General features: G+C 69.8%; 15 protein-coding genes. 4 read left to right on the forward strand and 11 right to left on the reverse strand.

The genetic code is table 11. From position 1 onward, the window contains the following. Window positions 1-1,026 carry a rod shape-determining protein gene (locus IEY84_RS14735; RefSeq protein WP_183546809.1) on the reverse strand — a complete coding sequence of 342 codons (1,026 nt, stop codon included), beginning with the start codon at window positions 1,024-1,026 and terminating at the stop codon, window positions 1-3. Between the two features lie 286 nt (window positions 1,027-1,312). Beyond that, window positions 1,313-1,717 carry a nucleoside-diphosphate kinase gene (gene ndk, locus IEY84_RS14740; RefSeq protein ID WP_183546811.1) on the reverse strand — a complete coding sequence of 135 codons (405 nt, stop codon included), beginning with the start codon at window positions 1,715-1,717 and terminating at the stop codon, window positions 1,313-1,315. 98 nt (window positions 1,718-1,815) lie between these two features. Between ndk and IEY84_RS14745 the strand changes: the two genes are divergently transcribed. Then, on the forward strand, window positions 1,816-4,272 hold the full coding sequence (locus tag IEY84_RS14745; RefSeq protein WP_308424455.1) for a Tex family protein: 2,457 nt from the start codon (window positions 1,816-1,818) through the stop codon (window positions 4,270-4,272). A gap of 240 nt (window positions 4,273-4,512) precedes the next feature. Here IEY84_RS14745 and IEY84_RS14750 read toward each other — a convergent pair whose 3' ends face one another. Beyond that, complete coding sequence (locus IEY84_RS14750; RefSeq protein ID WP_183546813.1) at window positions 4,513-5,220, reverse strand: pyridoxamine 5'-phosphate oxidase family protein; 708 nt, start codon at window positions 5,218-5,220, stop codon at window positions 4,513-4,515. A gap of 73 nt (window positions 5,221-5,293) precedes the next feature. On the opposite strand from IEY84_RS14750, the gene pdxR reads away from it, so the two are divergent. Further along, a complete protein-coding gene (pdxR, locus tag IEY84_RS14755; protein WP_183546815.1) occupies window positions 5,294-6,679 on the forward strand; it encodes a MocR-like pyridoxine biosynthesis transcription factor PdxR in 1,386 nt (461 codons plus the stop codon). On the opposite strand, the gene IEY84_RS14760 is transcribed toward pdxR, so the two are convergent. The 3 genes from IEY84_RS14760 to IEY84_RS14770 are packed head-to-tail and all read right to left on the reverse strand — an operon-like array spanning window position 6,676 to window position 8,804. After that, window positions 6,676-6,942 carry a competence protein CoiA family protein gene (locus IEY84_RS14760; protein ID WP_183546817.1) on the reverse strand — a complete coding sequence of 89 codons (267 nt, stop codon included), beginning with the start codon at window positions 6,940-6,942 and terminating at the stop codon, window positions 6,676-6,678. The genes pdxR and IEY84_RS14760 overlap by 4 nt on opposite strands. 10 nt (window positions 6,943-6,952) lie before the next feature. Next, window positions 6,953-7,372: a DUF4233 domain-containing protein gene (locus IEY84_RS14765; RefSeq protein ID WP_229788694.1), complete on the reverse strand. Its 420-nt coding sequence runs from the start codon at window positions 7,370-7,372 to the stop codon at window positions 6,953-6,955. Further along, window positions 7,362-8,804 carry a bifunctional folylpolyglutamate synthase/dihydrofolate synthase gene (locus IEY84_RS14770; RefSeq protein WP_183546819.1) on the reverse strand — a complete coding sequence of 481 codons (1,443 nt, stop codon included), beginning with the start codon at window positions 8,802-8,804 and terminating at the stop codon, window positions 7,362-7,364. The genes IEY84_RS14765 and IEY84_RS14770 overlap by 11 nt, the downstream gene beginning before the upstream one ends. A 106-nt stretch (window positions 8,805-8,910) precedes the next feature. Here IEY84_RS14770 and IEY84_RS26950 point away from each other — a divergent pair, with 106 nt between their 5' ends. After that, entirely contained in the window at window positions 8,911-10,743 is a 1,833-nt protein-coding gene (locus IEY84_RS26950) for a M48 family metallopeptidase (RefSeq protein WP_183546820.1), read from the forward strand. Window positions 10,744-10,760: 17 nt separating this feature from the next. Here the strand turns inward: IEY84_RS26950 and IEY84_RS14780 are convergent, their stop codons facing one another. Continuing rightward, entirely contained in the window at window positions 10,761-11,630 is an 870-nt protein-coding gene (locus tag IEY84_RS14780) for a GNAT family N-acetyltransferase (RefSeq protein ID WP_183546822.1), read from the reverse strand. A gap of 80 nt (window positions 11,631-11,710) precedes the next feature. On the opposite strand from IEY84_RS14780, the gene valS reads away from it, so the two are divergent. Next, window positions 11,711-14,359: a valine--tRNA ligase gene (valS, locus tag IEY84_RS14785; protein ID WP_183546824.1), complete on the forward strand. Its 2,649-nt coding sequence runs from the start codon at window positions 11,711-11,713 to the stop codon at window positions 14,357-14,359. Between the two features lie 141 nt (window positions 14,360-14,500). On the opposite strand, the gene IEY84_RS14790 is transcribed toward valS, so the two are convergent. The 4 genes from IEY84_RS14790 to IEY84_RS14805 form a co-directional block, all read right to left on the reverse strand. After that, entirely contained in the window at window positions 14,501-15,433 is a 933-nt protein-coding gene (locus tag IEY84_RS14790) for a hypothetical protein (RefSeq protein WP_183546826.1), read from the reverse strand. Window positions 15,434-15,558: 125 nt separating this feature from the next. Continuing rightward, complete coding sequence (gene clpX, locus IEY84_RS14795) at window positions 15,559-16,851, reverse strand: ATP-dependent Clp protease ATP-binding subunit ClpX (RefSeq protein ID WP_183546828.1); 1,293 nt, start codon at window positions 16,849-16,851, stop codon at window positions 15,559-15,561. 100 nt (window positions 16,852-16,951) lie between these two features. Beyond that, window positions 16,952-17,557: an ATP-dependent Clp protease proteolytic subunit gene (locus IEY84_RS14800; protein WP_091049270.1), complete on the reverse strand. Its 606-nt coding sequence runs from the start codon at window positions 17,555-17,557 to the stop codon at window positions 16,952-16,954. Window positions 17,558-17,561: 4 nt separating this feature from the next. Then, complete coding sequence (locus IEY84_RS14805; RefSeq protein ID WP_373292318.1) at window positions 17,562-18,224, reverse strand: ATP-dependent Clp protease proteolytic subunit; 663 nt, start codon at window positions 18,222-18,224, stop codon at window positions 17,562-17,564. Window positions 18,225-18,253: the final 29 nt, after the last annotated feature.

Genomic DNA, 18,253 nt, shown 5'->3' on the forward strand with positions numbered 1-18,253 from the left:
TCACCATCTCCTGTTCTCGTTCACCAGGACGGGGCGGAGCACGTCGTAGTCCTCGACGCAGCGGCCGGCGCCCATCGCGACCGAGGTCAGCGGAGACTCCGCGATGTGCACGGGCATTCCGGTCTCGTGGCGCAGCCGCTCGTCGAGCCCGCGGAGGAGGGCGCCGCCGCCGGTGAGCACGATGCCGCGGTCCATGATGTCGCCGGCCAGCTCAGGAGGCGTCTGGTCGAGCGTGGAGCGGACCGCGTCGAAGATGTCGTGCAACGGCTCCTCGATCGCCTTGCGCACCTCGGCGCTGGAGACGCTCACGGTGCGGGGCAGGCCGCTGACCAGGTCCCTACCCCTGATCTCGGCCTCCGGCTCGTTGGGCAGCGGCCAGACCGACCCGAGGGTCATCTTGACCTCTTCGGCGGTGCGCTCGCCGAGGAGCAGGGCGTGCTCCTTCTTCAGCCAGGTCATGATCGCGTTGTCGAGCTGGTGGCCAGCCGTCCTGATGGACTGCGAGGTGACGATGCCGCCGAGGCTGATCACCGCGACCTCGGTCGTGCCGCCGCCGATGTCGACGACCATGTTGCCGGTCGGCAGGTGCACCGGGAGGCCGGCGCCGATCGCGGCCGCCATCGGCTCCTCGATGATGTTCACCATCCGGGCGCCGGACTGGTAGCCGGCCTCCTTCACCGCGCGGATCTCGACGGCGGTGATCCCGGAGGGGACGCAGATGACCATCCGCGGCTTGGCGAAGTAGCGGCGCCGGTGGACCTGCTGGATGAAGTAGCGGAGCATCTGCTCGGTGGCCTCGAAGTCGGCGATCACGCCGTCCTTGAGCGGCCGCAGCGCGACGATGTCGTCGGGCGTACGCCCCAGCATCTTCTTGGCCTCATGGCCGACGGCGACCATCTCGCCGGTGTTCTTGTTGAGCGCGACCACGCTCGGCTCATCGACGAGCACACCCTTGCCGCGGACATAGACGAGGGTGTTCGCGGTGCCGAGGTCCACCGCCATGTCGCGTCCAATGATGCTCGCCATACGTCCTCGCGTTCCCGGGGCGCCGCGTCGGGGTTCCGTGGTGCAGGATGCGGGCCTGCCGACGAGGCTACGAAGGTCCGAGCCTCAAACCGGAGAGGCTCGCCGAAAGCGCAACGATACGGGGTCCATCCACGCCGCCGAACCAGGGGATGCCTGTGTTCACCTGGTGTTGCGGAACGGCTCACGCGCACCTTCTCGACCACAAATGAAAGATCGCGCCGGTAGCTACCGGCGCGATCTCAGGGTCAAGCGATCCGCGCCTCGCGCGGTCACTTCCTCGGTCGTCTCAGACGCTGAACCAGAGCTTGATCTCACGGTCGGCCGACTCGGGCGAGTCGGAGCCGTGGACGAGGTTCTCGCGGTTGGAGAGCGAGAAGTCGCCGCGAATGGTCCCGGGCGCGGCCTTGCGGCCGTCGGTGGCGCCGTTGAGCGCGCGGACGACCTCGATCGCCTCGTCGCCCTCGAGCACGGCCGCAACGAGCGGGCCGGAGGTGACGAAGTCCCGCAGTGGCGGGTACCACGGCTGCTCGACGTGCTCGGCGTAGTGCTCGTCGGCCATGCCCGCGTCGATGGTGCGGTGCTCCAGTTTCACGATCGAGAGGCCCTTGGCCTCGTAGCGGGACAGGATCTCCCCCACCAGGCCCCGGCGGACGGCGTCGGGCTTCAGGATCACGAACGTGCGCTGCGTCATGGGTCGAGGGTATCGGGGCAGGCCCGTCCCGGCACGTTCGGGCCGGGTCGTCGAGCCGTCGATGAGATTGTCGGTGGCGTACGGCAGGATGGCGCCCCGTGACAGCAACTCCATCAGCTCCGACGCTCGCAGACTCGATGGCCGCGATCCCGGCCCGCATCGCCGAAGATCTCGGGGTGCGCCCGGCGCAGGTGACCGCCGCGGTCGCCCTGCTCGACGAGGGTTCGACGGTGCCGTTCATCGCGCGCTACCGCAAGGAGGTGACCGGCGGCCTCGACGACGCCCAGCTGCGTACGTTGGAGGAGCGGCTCGGCTATCTGCGCGACCTGGAGGAGCGGCGTGCCGCCGTCCTGGCCGAGATCGCGAAGCAGGACAAGCTCACCCCCGAGCTGCAGGCCTCGATCCTCGCCGCCGACACCAAGGCCCGGCTGGAGGACATCTACCTGCCGTTCAAGCCGAAGCGGCGCACCAAGGCGATGATCGCCCGCGAGAACGGGCTCGAGCCGCTGGCCGACGGGCTGCTGGGCGACCCTTCCTTGGATCCGGTGGTGGTGGCTGAGGGCTTCCTCGGCGAGAACGTCCCCGACGTGAAGGCCGCGCTCGACGGCGCCCGTGCGATCCTGGTCGAGCGGTTCGGCGAGGACGCCGACCTGATCGGCACGCTGCGGGAGCGGATGTGGACCACCGGCCGGCTGGTCACCCGCGTCCGGGAAGGTCGCGAGAACGACCCGGCGGCGGCGAAGTTCTCCGACTACTTCGAGTTCTCCGAGTCGTACGCGTCGCTGCCGTCGCACCGCACGCTGGCCGTTCTCCGTGCGGAGAAGGAGGAGGTGCTCGACGTCACCCTGTCCCCCTACGCCGAGGAGCCGGAGGCGGGCGAGGTGACCGACTACGAGCGCTCGATCGCTGCTCGTTTCGGGATCGTCGACTCCGGGCGTCCGGCAGACAAGTGGCTGGCCGAGACGGTGCGGTGGGCGTGGCGTACGCGGATCCTGTTCCGCCTCGAGCTCGACATGCGCACCCGGATCCGCACCGCGGCCGAGGAGGGCGCGATCTCGGTCTTCGCCTCGAACCTGCGGGATCTGCTGCTGGCCGCGCCGGCCGGCACGCGGGCCACGATGGGTCTGGACCCGGGCATCCGGACCGGTGTGAAGGTGGCCGTCGTGGACGCGACCGGGAAGGTGGTCGACACCTCGACGGTCTACCCGCACGAGCCGCGGCGCGACTGGGACGGATCGCTGTCGACGTTGGCGAAGCTGTGCGCGAAGCACAAGGTGGACCTGATCGCGATCGGCAACGGCACCGCCTCGCGCGAGACCGACAAGCTCGCCGCCGACCTGCTCAAGCTGCTGCCGGACCTGAAGATGACCAAGGTGATGGTCTCCGAGGCAGGCGCCTCGGTCTACTCAGCCTCCGCCTATGCGTCGGCCGAGCTCCCGGACCTCGATGTGTCGATCCGTGGCGCGGTCTCGATCGCCCGCCGGCTGCAGGACCCGCTGGCCGAGCTGGTGAAGATCGAGCCGAAGTCGATCGGCGTCGGTCAGTATCAGCACGACCTTCCGGAGTACGGGCTGTCGAAGTCGCTGGACGCGGTCGTCGAGGACTGTGTGAACGGAGTCGGTGTCGACCTCAACACCGCCTCGGCGCCGCTGCTGCGCCGGGTCTCCGGCATCACCGAGTCGCTCGCCTCGGCGATCGTCGCGCACCGCGACACCAACGGCCCCTTCCGGACCCGTCGGGAGCTCACCAAGGTGGCGCGGCTCGGGCCGAAGGCGTTCGAGCAGGCGGCCGGGTTCCTTCGGATCCGCGGCGGCGACGACCCGCTCGACATGTCCGGCGTGCACCCGGAGGCCTATCCGGTGGTCAACCGCATCCTCGACAAGGCGTCGGCGGACATCGGGTCGCTGATCGGCAACACCGCAGCCCTGAAGTCGCTGAAGCCGTCGGAGTTCGTCGATGACACGTTCGGCCTGCCGACGGTCACCGACATCCTCGCCGAGCTCGAGAAGCCCGGCCGCGACCCGCGCCCGGAGTTCAAGACAGCGACCTTCGACGACTCGGTCCACGCCGTCTCCGACCTGCGACCGGGCATGGTGCTGGAGGGCACGGTCACCAACGTCGCCGCCTTCGGTGCCTTCGTCGACATCGGTGTCCACCAGGACGGTCTGGTCCACATCTCCGCGATGTCGGACAAGTTCGTCGAGGACCCCCGCGACGTGGTCCGCTCCGGTGACGTGGTCCGGGTGAAGGTGATGGAGGTCGACGAGTCCCGCAAGCGGATCTCGCTCACGCTCCGCCTCTCCGACGACGCTCCGGCGGGTGCTCCCGCCAAGGGCGAGTCTGACGGACGTTCGGGTCGGCCCGGCGGTGGCCATCGCGGCCAGGGCAAGGGCAAGGGCGGATCCACGAGTGGCGGCAACGGGGGCGGCAACGGGGGCGGCAAGGGCGGCGGACGCCCCGGCGGCAACCGTGGGGGCCAGGGCGGCGGGCGTGGCTCGTCCGCCCCTGCCAACAGCGCCATGGCCGACGCTCTGCGGCGCGCCGGGCTCAGCTGAGCCCGGCGCACGTTCACCGAGTTACCTCAGTGGAGTGGCGCTTCCTTCGTCGAACTCCGCGAAGGAAGCGCCACTGACCGGGTTACCTCGGTGAACATTCCGCGGCAGCGCCCAACCCGCGACCCGGCGCGACCCTCTCCAGCACCAGGGCCGGCTACGCCGACGTCCGTCCACCGAGCTACCTCGGTCCAGTGGCACCTCCTTCGTGGAACTCCACGAAGGAGGTGCCCACCGACCGAGTTACCTCGGTGAACATTCCGCGGCAGCGCCCAACCCCGTGGCGCGGCGTACGACATCCTCCGGGGGTGCCCCCTGCGCGTCCTCGGCCGTCACCGGGGCGTCGGCGACGCGGTGGATCGGGATCACGCCCGCCCAGATGCCGGCCTCGATGTCCTCCGGGTCGTCGACGGGACCCTCGGCTCGCGCCTTCATCGACGCCTCCGCGAGCGGGAGGGCGAGGACGGCGGTGGCGGCGAGCTCCTTGCGGGTGGCCGGCCTCAGCGTCGCCCAGCGCCCGGGGATCATCTGGTCGACGACCAGCGCCAGGGCGTGCTCACGCTCGTCGGGCTCCTCCACCAGGCGCGGGCGGCCGATGACGACGGCCGAGCGGTAGTTCATCGAGTGGTGGAACCCGCTGCGCGCGGCGACCAGGCCGTCGAGCTCGGTGATCGTGACGCACACGTCGCGCTCCAGCGCCTTCGCGAGCCAGCCGGCAGCCACCGAGCCGTGCAGATAGAGCGAGCCACCGGCGTCCGGGCCGTCGAGGTCGAAGCCGTACGCGGTGGGCAGCACCACCGGGTGGGCGTCCTCGCCCGATCCGACGGTGACGCCGAGGTGGGCGACGAGCGCGTCGCCGAGGAAGGCGTGCAGGCGCTCGCGGTCGGGGACGGCGCGGTTCTTGCCTCGGCTGATCTGGGTGCGTGGGGTGGGTGACAACGTCGTGCTCATGGCACCATCCTCGGAGAGAAGTGGCCTGCACGCACAGGCCAATTCCGACCGAATCTGACAGGCCATTCGAACGATGCTCCCCGTGACTCTCGATCGCACCTCCAGCGAGCCGCTACCCGCCCAGCTCGCCGAGCAGGTCCGCTCCCTGGTTCTGTCCGGCACCCTCAGGACCGGCGACCGGGTCCCGTCGAGCCGCGCGCTCGCCACCGACCTGGGCGTCTCGCGGGCGGTGATCGAGCAGGCCTACGACCAGCTCGCCGCCGAAGGGTGGCTCGAGGCACGCCGCGGGTCCGGGACGTACGTCACCACGACCCGTGCCGCCGCGGCCGCACCGCAGGTGACCACTCGACCGACGCGCGTGACGTCTCGGGCGACGCGCGTGACGTCTCGGGCGACGCCAGTGACGCCTCGGCGCTTCCCGCGGTCACTCCCTCGCCTGGATACGGGCACGCCGTTCTTCGACCCGCGGCTGGAGCCGGGATGGCGGCGGGCGTGGCGAGAGGTCTCGGTCGCCGCGCCTCCCCGCGGGTACGACGACCCGCTGGGTCTGCCGGAGCTGCGCGAGGCGCTGGCGGCGCGGCTCGGACGCACCCGCGGCATGGACCTCCACCCGGACGAGATCATCGTGACCGCGGGCACCACCGACGGGCTTCGCGCCGTCCTTCCCGAGCTGCGCCCGGGCCCGGTCGCGGTGGAGGATCCCGGCTACCGGGCCGCCGCCGAGACGGTGCTCACCTACGGACGCGAGGTCATCGACCTGCCTGCCGTGGAGACGGTCGGCGACCTGGGTGATGCGGTGGCTGCGTACGTCACCCCGGCCCACCAGCACCCCCTGGGACGGGTCATGCCTGCCGCCGACCGGCTGGCGCTGATCGCGGCGGCTCGGAAGGCGGACGCGGTCGTGATCGAGGACGACTACGACTCGGAGTTCCGCTACGACGTCGCTCCTGTGCCCACGATGGCCACGCTAGATCGTGACCGCGTGGTCTATCTCGGCACCGCGGCGAAGTCGGTCGTCCCGACCCTTCGCCTCGGCTGGCTGGTCGCACCACCCGATCTGCACGAGCTGATCCTGCACCGTCGCACGATCACCCACGCCGGGGCGGCCTGGCCCTCGCAGCGCGCTCTGCTCACCCTGCTCCGCGACGGCTGGCTGGACCGGGCGGTTCGCTCGGCCCGACGCGTCTACGCCGAGCGTGCCCCGCGCGTTGCCGAGGCGATGAGCCCCTACGCCACGCTCGCCGGCCCGCTGGCCGGCATGTACTCCACGTGGTTGCTGCCCGAGCCGGACGCTGTCCGGGCCCGCGCCGCGGCGAGAGCCGCCGGCTTCGAGATCAATCTGCTCTCCACCTACGCCCGGACCAGCGGGCTGACCGGCCTGGTGGTCGGCTTCGGCGGGATCAGCGACACCGAGCTGGACCAGGCGCTCGCGGCCGTCACCGGGGCGCTCGGGCGCTAGCGGCCCGGCCCGTCCTCCTCGATCAGGTCGAAGAGGTTCTCCAGGCTGTCCGGGTCGTCCTCGCCGCCACCGACGGCCCACCCGCTGCTGGTACGCCGCAGCTGCGCGCCGACGAGCCGACACGACTCTCCGGCCTTGTGCGCGTAGTGAGCCGTCCGGGTCCGTGGCCGCCGCAGCACCAGGGCGTTCCCGCACGCCGGGCACAGCGCCCAGTCGACCGCCGCCTCGTCCGTCGCCATCTGCAGCTCGTCGCGCTCGTCCACGTCCGCAAACCTACCTGGGCTCGGCGTCTTCCCCGGTCGATTCCTCGGTCGATTCGTGGGCGAGGATCTGGTCGAACGCCTCGAAGGCGGCAGCGCGCTCGCGCTCGATCTTTCGGCCGAGGAAGTCGGCCATGCCCCACAGGAACGCGAAGATCACGCCGACGACGAACATGATGGAGATCAGGAAGCCCATCCCGATCGCGACGACCTGCAGCGCCCAGCCGAGCCAGTAGGCCCACGGGCGACGCAGGAGACCGGCCACGATGATGCAGGCCACGAAGAAGCCGAGGCCCAGCGGGAGCGCCAGCCAGGCGGGCACCCCGCCGATCGAGATCATCACCGGCGCGGCCAGCGCGACCGCGAGCCCTTCCATCGACACGATCGCGGCGCACATCCCGCGCCGCGGCGACTTCTCCCGTTCAGTCGTCATCTGCGTCGGCCTCCAGATACGCCTCCAGCTCCGGGTCCGAGGTCGGCACGACCCGAGCGGTCGCGGCCGAGACACCGGACGAGCTGCGCGTCCCGAGCAACGTACGCGCCTCCCCCGCGGTCACCACGGAGCCGGTCACGAGCACCGCACCCTCGGAGATCGAGCCGCCGGCGGAGGACTCCGACAGGCCCATCGCCGCGTCGATGGCGTCGGCGAGGCGGGGCACCACCGATACCCGCTCCTCGCCGTAGAGCTCGACGGCGATCTTGGCGAGCTCGACCGCGGGAAGGGCTCGCTCGGTGGAGTTCTGGGTGACGACGAGATGCTCGAGCACCGGTTCGAAGGCCGCGAGCAGACCCTCGACGTCCTTGTCCGCCATCACGCCGATGACACCTACGACACCGGAGAAGGAGAACGAGTCCTCGAGGGCGGCGACGGTCGCCTCGGCACCGGCCGGGTTGTGGGCGGCGTCGAGCAGGATCGTCGGGGACGATCGCACGATCTCAAGCCGTCCCGGCGAGTCGACCTTGGCGAAGGCGTCGCGCACGAGCTCGTCCCCGAGCACGGTCTCGCCCAGGAACGCCTCGACCGCGGCCAGCGCCGCTGCCGCGTTCTGTGCCTGGTGGGCGCCGTAGAGCGGCAGGAAGAGATCCTCGTACGTCCCGTGCAGCCCGCGCAGCGTGATGATCTGCCCGCCCACGGCCGGCGTCCGGGACACGACCGCGAAGTCGGTGCCCTCCCAGAGCAGCCGGGCGCCGACCTCGGCGGCGTGCTGGTCCAGCACGGCAGCGACATCGACGCCCTGTTCGGCGATCACCGCGACGCCTCCGGGCTTGATGATCCCGGCCTTCTCCCGGGCGATCGCGACCGGTGTCTCACCGAGGTACTTCGCGTGGTCGATCGAGATCGGGGTCACGACCGCCACATCGGCGTCGGCCACGTTCGTGGCGTCCCAGCCGCCGCCCAGCCCGACCTCGACGACGGCGACGTCGACCGGAGCCTCGGCGAACTTCGCGTACGCCATCCCGACCGTCGTCTCGAAGAAGGAGAGCGGGTGCGGCTGGTCGTCGTCGACCAGGCTCAGGTAGTGGGCGACGTCGTTGAACGCGGCGACGAAGTCGTCGTCCGACAGCGGCTCGCCATCGATCGAGATCCGCTCGTTGATCCGCTCCACGTGCGGCGAGGTGAACCTCCCCACCCGCAGGTCCAGGGACCGCAGCAGCGTGTCGATCATCCGAGAGGTGGAGGTCTTGCCGTTGGTGCCGGTCAGCTGGATGATCCGGAAGGCGTCCTGCGGATCACCGAGGATCTCGAGCAGGGCACGGATCCGGTCCAGGGAGGGCTCGAGGCGGGTCTCGGGCCAGCGCGACTGCAGCGCTTCCCAGACCTCCTCGATCGTGGCCGCCAGGCGCGGTGCGGGAGTCTCACTCATCGGGGTCGAGTCTAGGCTCTGCACGCCTCCCCGCGAATTGCCAGACCCGCTACCCTCCCACTGATCTCGGACTGATCCCCCCCATCCCCCACAAGGTCCACCATTCATGCGTACGCTCCGGACTGCTCTCGCGGTCTCGCTCCTGACGGGTGCCTATCTGCTGGCTGCCGTCGTCCTCGTCGGCCAACAGGTGCTCCCACGGCGCCGCGCCAGGACCGCGGCCGACCCCGGTGGACTGGTGCTCACCGAGCAGGATCAGCCGGCGCTGTGGGCGGACGTCCGCCAGCTGGCTGCGACGGCCGGGACCCGCGCCCCCGACGAGATCCGCCTGGTGGCAGACGCCAACGCCGCGGTCAGCGACGAGACCAGCATCCTCGGGCTCCGTTCGGGCACCCGGCGCATGTTCCTCGGCGTACCTCTCCTCCAGGGGCTCTCCCGCAACCAGCTGCACGTGGTTCTCGCCCACGAGCTGGGTCACCACAGCACCACCCGCTCCCGGCTCGGCGCCCTCGTGCACCGCAGCCGCCTGGCGATCGCGGAGGTCGCCGCCGGCCTCACCAGCCCGTTGACGAAACGGCCCTTCCGGACGTACGCCCGGATCTTCTTCGCCCTCACCCGCCCGCTCGCACACGCCCATGAGCTGGACGCCGACCGGGTCAGCGCGCAGGTCGCCGGTCCGCAGACCGCCGGGGTCACCCTGCGTACGCTCCCCGCACTCGACGCCGCCTGGCGCATCTACCTGGAGCAGTACGTCGAGGCGGGCGCCCATTACGGGCTGCGGCCCACGCGCTTCTTCGACAGCTTCACCCACCTGATGAGCGACCCCGAACGGCTCGAGGAGCTCGCCAGGATCAGTGCGGCGCCCGCCGAGACGACGGCGTCGGCTTACGACTCCCACCCGCCCCTCGCGGAGCGGATCGAGCGACTGGAGTCGATGGCCTCCACGGACGAGACGGACAGGTCCGGAAACGCCGCGAGCATCCTGCGCTACCCGCAGCAGACCTTCCTCGCGCTCGAGGACAAGACGTTCGCGGGCTCGGGGCTGACCGCAGCACCGATGACCGAGATCGTGGCCGTCGCCGGTGCCCGTGCCGCGACGATCGATGCCGAGATCCTCCTCAATGCGATGCGGGAGAACCAGATCGTGCCGGCCACCGCCCGGGGCGCACTCGACCTGATCGCCTCCGGCAACCTTGACACCCTGCTCGGCCTGGTCGAGGTCGAGTCCACCACCGCCGATGAGGCCGGCGACACGGCAGGCGAGACGCGACGCCGGACCATCGCCCGCCTCCTCGGAGCCGCCATCGCCCACGAGCTGGTCGGCGAGGACAAGGCCCGCTACGAGCTCAGCTGGGCGGGCCCGTGGCGACTGATCGACATCGCCGGCCAGGAGGTCGACGCCGAGAGCCTCGCCTACGAGGCCCTCGACTCCCCCGGCTACGCCGCCGCGCTGCGCGCCTGGGTGCACCAGCTCGACGCGCAGGTCGACACCGAGACGCAGGAGCGCGCCTCGTCCGACACGCAGACCCCGGCGCCGCCCGACGGCTTCATCGGCGCCCTGGCACCGATCTCCGGCGACGGCTTCCGTACGCTCCTGGTGACCGACACCGGCCTGATGATGCTCAAGCCCTCAGGCTCCGACCGCCTCGCCACCGGCCTGGCCTCGGTCACCTCCGGCTCGCCCGGCAGGAAGCTGATCCAGCGCGCCCTGGACAGGTCCCCCGCCGAGCTCGCCGCTGCCTCGAACACCGCCTACATCCCCTGGAACCAGATCCGCGCCCTCCACCTCAAGCAGAGCAGCAGCGGCCGCCGCTCCGCCGACATCACCACCGCCACCGGCATCGGCTGGTCCCTGCACTGGACCGACGCCGCCGAGGTCGAGGGTCACATCTGGCCGGCCGTCGACCACTACCTCGGCCGCCGCTTCACCGTCGACTGACCCGCCGAGTCGGCAGGTCAGGGGACGATCGTGTGGTTGGCCATGTCGACGACGGGGCGGTAGCCGATCTTGGCGTAGACGTGGTTGGAGACGGGGTTGTCGACGTCGGTGAACAGGCACAGCCGGGTGCCGTCGGCGCCGAGGAGACGTGAGGCCGCGGCGGTCACCGCGGTGCCGTAGCCGTGGCCCCGCTGCTCCTTCGGCGTGTAGACCGGCGCGATCCGGACCACGCCGTGCGCCGGCAGGGTCGCGCCGCACAGGGACACGATCTCGCCGTCGACCTCCCACAGCAGCAGGAACTCCTCGATCCGGCGGCGCACCTCGTCCTCGCCGACAGCGGCGTGCTCATGGGCGTAGGCCTTGTTCGTGGACTGTTCCCGGGCGGCGCGCCCGAAGTCGGCCAGCCATGCGCGGCACAGCTCGAGATCGTCGTACGTCGCCGGGCGGGCGCGCCCAGGAACGCCCGCCGGCATCACCAGCGTCCCGAGCTCGTGCAGACGCGACGCCATCGCCACGCTCACCCGCCCGCCGGTGAGCCGGACCGTCTCCTCGGCCACCGTCCGTGCCGCAGGAAGCGCGCCGTTGGACCCACCGGCGTACTCGCCGCGCTCGTGCAGCCGACGGGCCAGGTCCACCGCCGCCGCCTCCGGCATCGGGCAGACGTAGAGCGGGTACGGCTCGAAGTCGGCCGTCCGCATCGCCGCCCCCACGACGTGGTCACCCTCCCGAGCGATCGCGAACCAGCGATAGGGCCCGCCCTGCTCGACCCGGGTCGCCTTCTCGGCGTTGGTGGCGAGCACGTTGGCGACCATCGGCTCCCTGGCGAGGTAGTCCTCCGCGACGGCGAGGAACTCGGCTGGATCGGTGAAGAACTCGATGGTGCCCACGCACCGAAGCATGGCGAGTGCGCAACGCCGTTCTCAACCGGTTTCGCGCCAGGAACCGCGCGCCCATAGGATTTGGTCCCATGACTGAGACCACGCCCACGCAGACCGCACCGGAGACGACTACGCCCGCTGAGCAGCGCGTAGTCGCCGTACCGGACAAGCCGGTCCTGGAGGGCCTGGAGGCCAAGTGGGCCGAGCGCTGGAAGGACGACAAGACGTACGCCTTCGACCGCACCCAGCCGCGCGAGAACGTCTACTCGATCGACACCCCGCCGCCGACCGTCTCCGGCAGCCTGCACGTCGGCCACGTCTTCTCCTACACCCACCCCGACCTGATCGCCCGCTTCCAGCGGATGAACGGCAAGTCGGTCTTCTACCCGATCGGCTGGGACGACAACGGCCTGCCGACCGAGCGCCGCGTCCAGAACTACTTCGGCGTCCGCTGCGACCCGAGCCTGCCGTACGACCCGGACTTCACCCCGCCGGAGAAGCCGGACCCGAAGCGCCAGATCTCGATCAGCCGGCCGAACTTCGTCGAGCTGTGCAACCAGCTGGTCGTCGAGGACGAGAAGGTCTTCGAGGACCTGTGGCGCACCCTGGGTCTCTCCTTCGACTGGGACCAGCAGTACACGACCATCGGCAAGGCCTCCCAGACCGCCTCCCAGAAGGCGTTCCTGCGCAACCTCGCCCGCGGTGAGGCCTACCTGCAGGAGGCGCCGACCCTGTGGGACGTCACCTTCCAGACCGCCGTCGCCCAAGCCGAGCTCGAGGCGAAGGACTACCCCGGCTTCTTCCACCGCGTCGCCTTCCACCGGGTCTCGACAGGCTCGACCACCGCGGTCGACCCGGTCCACATCGAGACCACCCGCCCCGAGCTGATCCCCAGCGTCGTCGCACTGATCGCGCACCCCGACGACGACCGCTACAAGGACCTGTTCGGCAGCACCGTCACCAGCCCGATCTTCGGCGTCGAGATCCCCGTCCTGGCCCACGAGGCGGCGGAGATGGACAAGGGCGCCGGCATCGCGATGTGCTGCACCTGGGGCGACCTCACCGACGTCCAGTGGTGGCGTGAGCTCAACCTTCCCGCCCGCGCCCTGATCGGCCGCGACGGCCGCTTCTCCCGCGAGACCCCGGAGTGGATCACCACCGAGGCCGGGATCGCTGCGTACGAGGACCTGAAGGGCAAGACCGTCCACTCGGCCCGCGAGGCCGTGGTCGCGATGATCCGCGAGTCCGGCGACCTCGTCGGCGAGCCGAAGAAGACCCAGCGGATGGCCAACTTCTACGAGCGTGGCGACAAGCCGCTGGAGATCGTCGCCAGCCGGCAGTGGTACATCACCAACGGCGGCCGCAACCCCGAGCTGCGCGAGCGTCTGCTGGCCCGTGGCGGCGAGCTGACCTGGCTGCCCGAGCACATGCGCCACCGCTACGACAACTGGGTCGGCGGCCTCAACGGCGACTGGCTGATCTCCCGCCAGCGCTTCTTCGGCATCCCGTTCCCGGTCTGGTACGCGCTCGACGCCGAGGGCAACCCCGACTACGACAAGCCGCTGCTGCCGAGCGAGGACCAGCTCCCGATCGACCCCTCGACGGACGTCCCGACCGGCTACGAGGAGGCGCAGCGCGGCAAGCCCGGCGGCTTCCAGGGCGACCCGGACGTCATGGACACCTGGGCGACCTCCTCGCTGACCCCGCAGATCGCGGGCGGCTGGGAGGCCGACCCCGACCTGTTCAGCCGGGTCTACCCGATGGACCTGTGCACCCAGAGCCACGAGATCATCCGCACCTGGCTCTTCGGCCGCATCGTCCGCGCCCACCTCGAGGACGGCACCGTCCCGTGGAGCCACGCGATGATCGCCGGCTGGATCCTCGACCCCGACCGCAAGAAGATGTCGAAGTCGAAGGGCAACGTCGTCGTCCCGACCGAGATCCTGGAGAAGTTCGGCGCCGACGCGGTCCGTTGGCGTGCCGCGCTGACCCGTCCCGGCATGGACTCGCCGTTCGACGAGACCCAGATGAAGGTCGGTCGCCGGCTGGCGATGAAGATCCTCAACGCCTCCAAGTTCGTCCTCGGCAACGTCGGAGCGACCACGATCAACCCGGTCGCGATCACCCAGCCGGTCGACTGCGCTCTGATGGCCCGCCTCAAGGAGACGATCACCAAGGCGACCGACGCCTTCACGGCCTACGACTACGCAGGCGCGCTGGAGGCCTCGGAGAAGTTCTTCTGGGAGTTCTGCGACGACTACCTCGAGCTGGTCAAGGAGCGTGCCTACGACGAGGACGGCGGCCTCGCCACCGAGTCCGCCCGCGCGACCCTGGCCACGGCGCTCCACGTCCAGCTGCGCCTGCTGGCCCCCTTCCTGCCGTACGTCACCGAGGAAGTCTGGTCGTGGTGGCAGACGGGTTCGATCCACACCTCCGCATGGCCGCGTGAGCTCGAGCTCGGCACCGCTGCCGCAGCAGACCCGGCGGCGCTCGACGCCGTCGCGGCGACCCTGACCGGAATCCGGGGCGCGAAGTCGACCGCGAAGGTGAAGATGCGGCACCCGCTGGCCAAGGCCGAGGTCACCGGGCCCGCGAAGCTGGTCAAGGATGCCGAGGCTGCCGCTGCTGACCTCAAGCGGGTCGGCAACATCGTCGGCGACCTGTTCTTCACCGTCGACGAGAACGCCACGGACATCTCCGTGACCGCAGAGCTGGCCGAGGTGCCCGAGCAGGCCTGAGAGACGCAGTCCCGAAACGGAGCAGGCCCCGGACCGCGTTGCGGTCCGGGGCCTGCTTCGTCCCTCACTCCGGCCCAGCGTCCGGGGGGATTCGCTCGGCCGGTCACTCTGGCGTGGTGCTGGTCGCCGTCGGAGTGATCCCTACTGCACCGAACTCTCGGCGCAAGTCTTGTCGTGCTTGCTGCCGTCCTTCGGCTCCTGCTCCGGCTCCGGTGCCTCCGTCGTCCCAGCGTTGGACTGTTCGGTGTCAGACGGCACATCAGAATCGGTGGCGGCCTCGGGGTCGGCTGCGGGCGACGACCCTACCGGGGTCTTCGGCTCAACGCACGCCTCGCCGCATTCCGGCGTGGCCCGCGGGTCGGGTGCCTCGCTCGCTCCCGGCAGGTCCTCGACGTCCTCGGCGATCGCGGCGGTGAGCTCGCAGGCGTCCTCGATGACCTGCTCGGCCTCGGACTCGTGCTCGTCGGGCGCCGGCTCAGGCTCCTTCACGTCCTTGGCCGGCTCGTCCTTCTTCCGGTCCTCCTCGGGCACCTCCACAGGAAGCTCCTCGACCGGGACGCCGGCACCAGCCGCGATCAGCTGGCGCAGGAACATCGGCACAGCCTTGTCGACCGGTCTGGCGTCCTCCTCGGAGACGAACGGCCACAGCAGCGGCGCCATGATGCCCGGGATCGGCCCCACGGACGGCACCAACATCGGCGGCTGGTCCTCGCCGTCGTCCTCACCAGGGTCGGTCGGCTCGGCCGGCGTCTCCGGGGCGGGCGCGTCCGGCTGCTCAGCGGGTGGCGGGGGCGATGCCTTGTCCGGCTTCTCCTCCGCCTGCTCCGCGGGCTCGGCGGCGTCGTCGTGGTCGTTGCCCGGCTTCACCTTCGGCTCGGCGCTGGGAATCGTCGACACCCCAGAGACGCCGGGGCTCGGCGCCGGGGGGACCACAGTGAACTCGGCCTGGCCGGAGAGCGTACGAGGCACTCGATGCAACGAGGAGTCGTCCGGGCCGAGGGTCTGGACGATGACGAGTAGGCCGATGAGCACGACGGCGGCATAGGCCATCACCGGGCCCCTCTGGAACCTCACGCGCCCACTTCCCTACCGAGTGCCGGAGCTGGAAAGGTACAGATGATCATCAGTGCGTATTGTGTCCGACCGTCCGGGCCGAAACCGACCCGGACGGCGAAAATGACCCAAAAGGGCTACGCCGCCTAGGCGGACTTCTTCTTCGTCTCCTTCTCACGAGGCACGAGCGTCGGCATCTCGCCGTCGTCGACCACCTCGCGGGTGACGATCACCTTGCCGACGTCGCCACGGGAGGGCACGTCGTACATCACGTAGAGGAGGACCTCTTCGATGATCGCCCGCAGGCCACGGGCGCCGGTGCCCCGCTCGAGGGCCTTGTCGGCGATGGCGGTGATCGCGTCCTCGGTGAACTCGAGCTCGACGCCGTCGAGGTCGAAGAGCTTCTGGTACTGCTTGACCAGGGCGTTGCGCGGCTCGGTCAGGATCTGCACCAGCGCGGCCTGGTCGAGCTTCTCGACGCTCGCGATCAGCGGCAGCCGGCCGATGAACTCCGGGATCAGCCCGAACTTGGTGAGGTCCTCGGGACGCACCAGCTTGAGGAGGTCCTCGGACTCCTTCTCGGCCTTGCCACGCACCTCGGCGGTGAAGCCGAGGGTCTTCTTGCCGACCCGCTGCTCGATGATGTGCTCCAGACCGGCGAAGGCTCCGCCCACCACGAAGAGGATGTTGGTGGTGTCGATCTGAATGAACTCCTGGTGCGGGTGCTTGCGGCCACCCTGTGGCGGCACCGAGGCGGTGGTGCCCTCGATGATCTTCAGCAGCGCCTGCTGCACGCCCTCACCGGAGACGTCGCGCGTGATCGAGGGGTTCTCCGCCTTGCGGGCGACCTTGTCGATCTCGTCGATGTAGATGATGCCGGTCTCGGCCTTCTTGACGTCGTAGTCGGCGGCCTGGATCAGCTTGAGGAGGATGTTCTCGACGTCCTCACCGACGTATCCGGCCTCGGTCAACGCGGTGGCGTCCGCGATCGCGAACGGGACGTTGAGCATCCGCGCCAGCGTCTGCGCCAGATAGGTCTTTCCGCAGCCGGTCGGGCCGATCACCAAGATGTTGGACTTGGCGACCTCGACCTGCTCCTCCTTGGCGTGCTTGCCGGGGCCCTGCGGGCCTCCGGGCTGCAGGCCGGCCTGGACGCGCTTGTAGTGGTTGTAGACGGCCACGGCGAGCGACTTCTTCGCCTGCTCCTGACCGATGACGTAGGAGTTGAGGAAGTCGAAGATCTCCTTCGGCTTGGGGAGATCGGCGATCTCCACCTCGGAGCCCTCGTTGAGCTCCTCCTCGATGATCTCGTTGCAGAGGTCGATGCACTCGTCGCAGATGTAGACGCCGGGACCCGCGATGAGCTTCTTGACCTGCTTCTGGCTCTTCCCGCAGAAGGAGCACTTCAGCAGGTCACCTCCGTCGCCGATGCGTGCCACGAGTGGCCTTCCTTCCCCGACTTGTGCTGCTAGGTCCGAATAGTTACTGACGGTACCCCGCGCCGCGCGCTCGATGTGGGAGCGGCGCGGGGCCCGATGGTCAAACGAGCGCCGGCGTCTTGAGCGACTCGAGCACCGAGTCGATCAGGCCGTACTCCACCGCTTGCGCGGCGGTGAGGATCTTGTCGCGCTCGATGTCGTGGCTGACCTCGTCCATCGACTTGCCGCTGTGGTCGGCGATCATCTTCTCCAGCAGCTCACGCATCCGGAGGATCTCGTTGGCCTGGATCTCGATGTCGGAGGTCTGGCCGAAGGTGCCCTCGGTGTAGGGCTGGTGGATCAGGATGCGGCTGTTGGGTAGCGCCATCCGCTTGCCGTGCGCACCAGCGCCGAGCAGGATCGCGGCGGCCGAGGCGGCCTGGCCGATGCAGACGGTCTGCACGTCCGGCTTGATGAACTGCATCGTGTCGTAGATCGCGGTGCAGGCCGTGAACGAGCCACCGGGGCTGTTGATGTAGATCGAGATGTCCTGGTCCGGGTTCATCGACTGCAGGCAGAGCAGCTGGGCGATGACCGCGTTCGCGACATCGTCGCTGATCGGGGTGCCCAGGTAGATGATCCGGTCCTCGAAGAGCTTGGCGTAGGGGTCGATCCGGCGGACGCCGTACGACGTACGCTCCTCCCACTGCGGGATGTAGTAGTTCATGTCCTCAGTCCTTCTTGTGGGCGGGGCGGCCTTCGTCGGAGGCTTCCTTGGCACTCCTGATGACCTGGTCGACCAGGCCGTAGTCGAGTGCTTCGGCGGCGGTGAACCAGCGGTCGCGGTCGGCGTCCGTGGTGACCTGCTCGACGCTCTGGCCGGTGTGGTCGCTGATCAGCTCGAGCAGCACCTTCTTGATGTGCAGCGACTGCTGGGCCTGGATCTTGATGTCGGAGGCCGAGCCACCCATGCCCGAGGAGGGCTGGTGCATCATGATCCGCGCGTGCGGCAGCGCGTAGCGCTTGCCCTTCGCGCCGGCGCACAGCAGGAACTGGCCCATCGAGGCGGCCAGGCCCATGCCGACGGTGGCTACGTCGTTGGGGATGTAGTGCATCGTGTCGTAGATGGCCATCCCGGCATCCACCGAGCCACCGGGCGAGTTGATGTGAAGGAAGATGTCGGCCTCGGGGTCCTCCGCGGAGAGCAGCAGGAGCTGCGCGCAGATCGCATTGGCGTTCTGGTCGCGGACCTCGGAGCCGAGGAAGACGATGCGCTCCCGCAGCAGTCGGTTGTAGATGTTGTCGTCGAGAAGGCTCAGACCGCCGCCGTTGCCGCCCAGGCTCGGGGAGAGCCCTGGGGCACCGGCATGAGCGTCAGCCGCGCTGGAGTCGATGTTCACAGGATCGACACTAGCCGCCGAAG

Source organism: Nocardioides albus, assembly GCF_014648255.1.
Classification (GTDB): Bacteria; Actinomycetota; Actinomycetes; order Propionibacteriales; family Nocardioidaceae; genus Nocardioides; species Nocardioides albus.